General features: G+C 39.3%; 4 protein-coding genes and 1 pseudogene. 2 read left to right on the top strand and 3 right to left on the bottom strand.

The genetic code is table 11. The features are described 5' to 3' along the window. The 3 genes and pseudogenes from ACRD69_RS25140 to ACRD69_RS25150 all read right to left on the bottom strand — a co-directional run. Positions 1–170 (bottom strand): annotated as a pseudogene (locus tag ACRD69_RS25140) (endonuclease domain-containing protein); the annotation flags it as partial. Between the two features lie 280 nt (positions 171–450). Further along, complete coding sequence (locus ACRD69_RS25145; protein WP_430817895.1) at positions 451–1,188, bottom strand: hypothetical protein; 738 nt, start codon at positions 1,186–1,188, stop codon at positions 451–453. 80 nt (positions 1,189–1,268) lie between these two features. Then, the gene (locus ACRD69_RS25150) at positions 1,269–3,707 is read right to left on the bottom strand and encodes a mechanosensitive ion channel domain-containing protein (protein ID WP_430817896.1); all 2,439 of its coding nucleotides are present in this window, start codon (positions 3,705–3,707) and stop codon (positions 1,269–1,271) included. An 805-nt stretch (positions 3,708–4,512) separates the two neighbouring features. On the opposite strand from ACRD69_RS25150, the gene ACRD69_RS25155 reads away from it, so the two are divergent. Both ACRD69_RS25155 and ACRD69_RS25160 read left to right on the top strand, forming a co-directional pair. Then, positions 4,513–5,304, top strand: coding sequence for a hypothetical protein (locus tag ACRD69_RS25155; RefSeq protein ID WP_430817897.1), 792 nt, complete (start codon positions 4,513–4,515; stop codon positions 5,302–5,304). 62 nt (positions 5,305–5,366) lie between these two features. Further along, positions 5,367–6,479, top strand: coding sequence for a linear amide C-N hydrolase (locus ACRD69_RS25160; RefSeq protein ID WP_430817898.1), 1,113 nt, complete (start codon positions 5,367–5,369; stop codon positions 6,477–6,479). Positions 6,480–6,683: the final 204 nt, after the last annotated feature.

Below are 6,683 nucleotides of genomic sequence, written 5' to 3' on the forward strand. Positions count from 1 at the left end.
TCATTATAAACATGGTATTCCCCATCTAATTCGATAGCTAGCTTTAATTGAGGACAATAAAAATCCAGAATGTATTGCCCAATAGAATGTTGTCGCCTAAACTTCAGATTGCATATTCTTTTTCCTTTAAGGTAATTCCAAAGTTCACTGTAGCCTTCCCTGACATTCCGCTGGAGTTGCTCTGTTTCTCAATAGTTTTCTCCTATAAACCATTTCTGGCCGGTTACTTTTCATATCTTTCTTATATTGTTGAAAACTAATTTATAAAAAAGACTTAAAACCACCTCCTCTCTCCTTCGTCGAGGTACTCCTCCTTGCCAGGAGGAGAGCTGATTTACAGCTTGCAAAACATTATATATGTGAATGTTTGAATCTTTTCGAACACTCGTGCGCTTTGCCCCGGACTATTCATCCCCGATAGTTATCGGGGGCAGACTTGCAGCACGCTAATTATATTACTGAATTAAAGTGTTTTTGTATCATTTTCCATTCATCAGGTGAAAGAATTGATGACAGGTCGAAATAGGTCTTTTTAAACTGATTGTAAAAGTTGTAGCGTATTTGGTTAATTTCCTTTCGATTGGCAATGATAGAATCCTCGCTGGTCTCATAATTACGAAGACTGTTTATTAAACCAAAATAACTTATCTCGTAATCATCCAATGCCCTGTGAAGGTGTTGTTCAAAGCTTTCAATAATAACAAGAGCTGAAGGGTTCATGCCCTTTTTATCAATGCTTTGTCGTGTTTTCTTCTTTAGTTTATTAATTCTTTTAGCCAGTTTGTTCTTTCTTTTTAAATAGTTCTTTTGGTGCTTAGTAATTTGCTTGTCAATTTTACTGAGTGCTTCATTCCATTGTTCCTGCTTCAGTTCCTTTTTAAATACCCTGCGGCTTTTCATGGAAATGGAGTCCATGTACTCATATTTCTCAATATAGACCTTCAGGTAGTTGTCAAATTGACTTTCTTTTAATCCATAAGCCAGCCGTTCCTTACGGAATTTTTTGGCGGTTTGACGATTGGATTTTGTTATGCGGTCGGCTGCTTCTTTGTATTCATCTATTTCAGCTATCACGACTTTGCGGGTCGGTTCATCCAACTCACGCTTACAATAGTTTTCAATTTTAGGCACAATAAACAGGTCAGGTTCTCCGGCAAAAAGCAAAGAAATAAGAAAGGCTATCAGCATCTTTTTAAGGTATCAATGTATGTTAGAATAGTTTTAACTCAATAAAAGATAAGCCATATCTTATTAAGAGTCCAGTAAAATCATTCTGATATAATTTTATGGACGGGCACCGGCGCCTGAATATTCATGCTCTTAAGAGCTTTGTGTATGCTCAGGGCGATATCACTGTCTGCATCTAAGGTATCTGAAAAACTGGTCCAGTAGATAAGTGAAAAATGCAGGTTCCCATCCTGGTTAAAACCATGAAAGAAAGTCTTTGGAGCCGGGTTGGTAAACACCCTTGGATGTTCGCTTGCCATGGAGTTGAAAACAGCAATGACCTCCTCCGGTTCGGCCAGTGATGAAGTGATAATAGTAATTTTACTTCTGCGATCTCTGTTTCCCAAGGTCCAGTTTTCAACTTTCTTGGAAACCAGGTCACCATTGGGAATAATTATTTCAGAGCCATCATAGGTTTTAATTTTACTGGCTCTTACGCCAATGCTGGTAACAACGCCCATTTCATTGTCCACCTCAATGGCATCGCCCAGGTTAATGGGACGCTCAAACGCAAGTATTAAGCCCGAAATAAAGTTCAGGACAATGTTTTGTAATCCAAATCCAATTCCTACACCAAGTGCACCAACCAATAAGCCAATTTTGGAAAGGTCAAAACCAGCTGCCGACAAACTCATATAGAAACCTATGGAAATAATAAATATGCGTGCCAGCAAAGAAATGGCCGGAGCAATACCACGGGGTAAATACTTGATAAGCCATTCATCCTGGAAAACCCTGGCAACAAAGTGGGAAATAAACAGCGTACAGGTAAAAATGAAAATAAAGGAAAGGATATCGCCTATGGAAAACTGCATTTCGCCTACTTTGGCCTCCAACTCCAGAATATTACCTATCCATATCTGAAGGTATTCATACACTTCAAAGCCCGACAAGGTAAAAATACCCCAAACGATGATTCCTGCTAAGCTTAGAATCGGGCTGATACGTTTTTGTACAACATTGGCAAAGTTAGATATGGTAGCAAGTGATATGTGATTTCTGAATTTAAACAGCAAAATGATAATACTGGTGGATATTTGAACCGTTAGGTAAACAACCGCTCCTAAACCCACTGAAGTTACAGTGGCAGAAATAAGAAACCGTGATAATCGCACCATTCCGATAATATTGGCGATAAACGCACTCACGGTAAATAGGATAAAGAATGGTAGGATGTATTTATTGAATATTGAAATCTTCGGAAACATCTGTGGAGATGATGATATTATTTTTCTTCCATAGATCAGCACAAAGGCAAGCATAAGAGAATTGATTAAAACAAAACTTCTCGCTGATAATGAAGCAGGTTCCAAATCGTCATATAAATACTCGATGAAGGTAATGGCAATTAAAAGCAATAAGGGCGTTTTGATCTTCTTATGAGTAAGCCTGGGTAGTAAATAGGCTGTAGCAGATAAGATGATTAATATCAAAATGATGGCATAGATAGGTATAAGTCCCTCGTGGAAAAAAGCCGATATTAAAACCCCCATAGTCAGTGTAGCTGATATGGGATTGTTGATAATAACATTTGCCTTGCGTTCAAGGGGCGTATTGAGCTTGTTGCGGCTTTTCTTCTTTTTGCGTTTTACTGCAATAAGCAGTATTAATAGCAAAAGGCAAAATATAAGCTGTAAAAGAAAGGTTTGGTAGTTTGAGGCAACAAACTTGCGTAAGTGGCTCATATCATCCTTTAAACCGGTGCTTAGAATCTGAAAGTCATTTATTTTGGCAGTTTCAGCTGCAACGGTGTCTTTTTGTGCCTTCCCTGACCGCCATATTGGAGGACTGTCAAATACAAAATACTCCTTTTGTAGTTGAAATTCGCGTTTGTTAATTTCAGCTATCACGTCGTTGATTATAATTGCAACACTCGTCAGGCGTTTTTGGATCACAAATATGCTATCGAGCTTTACCATGCTTAAGCTTAGCAAATCCTCAAGCGTAAAAACCACGGTGTCAATATTTGCAAATAATTCTTCTGACGCGGTATTACTTGCCAGGCTCTCTTTTGTGTTTTTCCATCGCGTAATTTCATGAACCACTTCATCGCTCAGACCATTTATATCTTCCAGGCGCTCATTAACAGAGTTTTGGTGCTTTTTCAATTGGCTTTGGTAGCTTTTCCACTCTACCATTAGTTCACGTAAGCTTCTCTGAGAGTAGTTATTAAGGTTTTCGATTAGAGAATCTTTATGATAGTTGGCATCTGTATATATAAGGTTTAAAACCGAATCAATTTCATTTCTATTAAGTGTTTGCTGGAGAATCGTACTTAGGTAGCGAATTCGTTGATCCAGTTTCTCTGTCTCAACAGAAATATCTTTCAAGGCAATGGTTTCAACGGCCTGTATTTCCTCTTTTGGAACATTGTCAGTCTCGGAATCAGTCTGCGCCTTTAGCTGCCCTTTCTGAAAAAGAAGAAACAGCGAAAGGAATAAAATAAAATAACTTCTCCACGTTTGAAATACTGCAGGCATATGATTGTCTTTAATTTAGAACAACAACAACTATAAAAAGTTAAGGCATTTTTTTGAAATGCATAATATTAAATGCTGTTGTCGCATTGATCTTAATCCAATTTTACAGCTTGAAGTAAAAATCTTGTGCCTAAAATTAGAATATCAGCATACGGAGGAGTGCTTTCACTAATTTAATGAGATAGTTTTTTCGTTAATCCTACCACTCAACTTGCTACTTGCTTCGGGACACGTTCGGTAACGCTTCGGTAATCCTTCGGAAGGGCTTCGGTAATCCTTCGGTAAATGTTCGGCTACGCGCGTAGTCGAACATTTACCGAACAAATACCGAAGAAGACCCGAAAAGGTGTCGAGTTTAGCCCGAAAAATGTCCGAAACAGCTTCAAATGGGCCGAAAAATGACACGATTAGGTGCTTTTTCAGTGTTTTTCGGTCAAAAACAGGTAATTCTCTAACCTTTGATTATTAATGATCTAGTGGTAAAAGGTCTGATAATTTGCCTAAGGGGCAATATGTCAATGATATAGGTTTTTACTCAAATTACAATGCATGCATTGTAATTGACCACAGCTTATCAATCTTGTATGTTTGCTGAAAGATTAATTGTCAATCATTCAAATGCAAAATTATGATAGCGGCAGATACATAGCGTGCAGAACAAAGCCTTATTCAGGTGTGCAGAAACGGGCCCTTACTGTGTGTAAGCAGTAAGCCAATTAATAGTCGAATATTCAACTTGTTAGTTCTGAAATTAGTATATTTATATTTTGCCAAAAGCATAAGCATTACCAAAACTACTTAAACGATGAAGAGACAACTTACCCTGCTCATTGGCTTCATTATGTTTGTCAATGTAATTATAGCTCAGTCAAAGGATGAACTGGCCACGCAGCTTGCCAATCCGGTGGCATCGTTGATCAGTGTTCCTTTTCAAAGTAATTTCGACTATGGTGTTGGTCCCAATGAAGGCTTTAAATACACCTTAAATGCCCAGCCGGTTATTCCTGTTTCCATCGGTGAAAACTGGAATATGATTAGTCGAACCATCGTACCCATTATTTCTCAGAATGATGTGATTGCAGATGGTAGCAGTCAAAGCGGAATGGGAGATATTGTACAGAGCCTGTTTTTCTCACCAAAAGCACCTACGCCAGGTGGGTTAGTTTGGGGTGTTGGACCTGTTCTGATGTTTCCAACAGCCACTAATTCTGATGTTGGACTGGAGAAATGGGCAATTGGACCAACAATAGTAGCTTTAAAATTATCGGAAACGTTGATTTACGGTGTATTGGCCAATCATTTGGTATCGTATGCAGGTAACGAGGACCGAACAGATGTTAATGCTACTTTCTTTCAACCTTTTATCTCCAAAACAGTGGGAAAAGGCCTGTCTGTTTCCCTGGCTTCGGAAAATACCCAGAATTGGGATGCAGATCTGATCTTTGGTTTCACAGGTATTTATGCCAATCAGATCATTCGTATCCGTAAGCAACTGATACAAGTTGGTGGAGGTCCAAAAATGATTTATAGCAATAAGAGTAAAACCGATTGGGGCTTCAGGATCAACCTGGTACTTCTCTTCCCAAAAAGTAATTAATAAGCTGAGATGGAAATTTAATGCCGGACTCAGGTCAATAGTAATAGTTTAAACCTAACAAAATGAGAAAAAGAGCTTTAATAGCAATTGCATGTGTGTTATTGATAAGTGGTGCTTTCGAAGCACTGGCATGTACAGGAATCAGATTAATCGCCAAAAATGGTGATGTTGTTTACGGGCGAAGTATGGAGTGGGGGGCTTTTGACCTTAACTCAAGAGTTGCTATTGTTCCCCGCGGTTACACCTTTACCGGATTAACGCCTGATGGCACTAAGGGCATGAAATACACAGCCAGGTATGGTTTTGTAGCCCTGGATATGCTGCACAAAGATTTAATGTCAGACGGAATGAATGAAAAGGGGCTGAGTCTTGGTATGTTTTATCATCCCGGGTATGCGGTATACGATGTGTATAAAAAGGAGAATGCAGACCAGACCATATCGAGCCAGGAAGTAGCCAATTATATATTGGGAAGTTTTTCTACCATTCAGGAAGTGAAAGAAGGCATGCCCCATGTAAACGTTGTTGGTGTGGTTGAAGAAGCCATAGGTATCATTGTTGAGGCCCACTGGATCGTGACGGATAAAACAGGTCAGTCGGTGGTGATTGAATACACTGATGGTCAGCTAAAGATTCATGATGCACCATTGGGTGTTATTACCAATGCTCCTAATTACGACTGGCACATGACCAACTTAAGTAACTACCTCAATTTGTCTATGTTTTCTGTTGAACCAAAACAATTACAAGGCATTAAGTTTTCACCCACAGGAGCCGGTTCTGGTATGATTGGTTTACCCGGTGACAATACACCTCCCTCGCGTTTTATAAGAGCAGTGGCGTGGTCGCAGACAGCCCGTGAAACCCGGGATGGTAAGGAAACGGTTTATGAATTGTTCCGCATTTTAGACAACTTCAACCTGCCATTAGGGCCTGACGGAGCTGAAGGTGCCGGACATGGTGGTAATACAGATATGATGCGAAGCTCTACCATCTGGACAACTGCCTGGAATCAAAGTGATATGACTTTGAGTTTTCATACGCAGCACAATCGGCGTGTACGTTTTCTGGATATGAAAACAATCGACTTTGGTAAGATGGGAGAGAAGATTATTCACATGACGTTTGACGACACGAAAGAGCAGGATGTGAAGGTGCTTAAGCTTGGAAGTTAAAGACTTTACTTTTACTCGCCGGATGAGAAGGACGTATTGTCTTTGGTCATCCGGTGAGATGGAACCACGGTTTCTTTTTTTGACCACGGATATACTCTAATAAATTACAATTTTTTAAGCCACTTTTTCATTGGAGCTGTTCATATTTCTTTCTCTAGGATCAAGACAAATATAGTCTTGACTGTATGGTTTCTTGTTTTGAAC

The sequence above is a fragment of the Carboxylicivirga agarovorans genome, from assembly GCF_050589845.1.
In the GTDB taxonomy this organism is placed as follows: domain Bacteria; phylum Bacteroidota; class Bacteroidia; order Bacteroidales; family Marinilabiliaceae; genus Carboxylicivirga; species Carboxylicivirga agarovorans.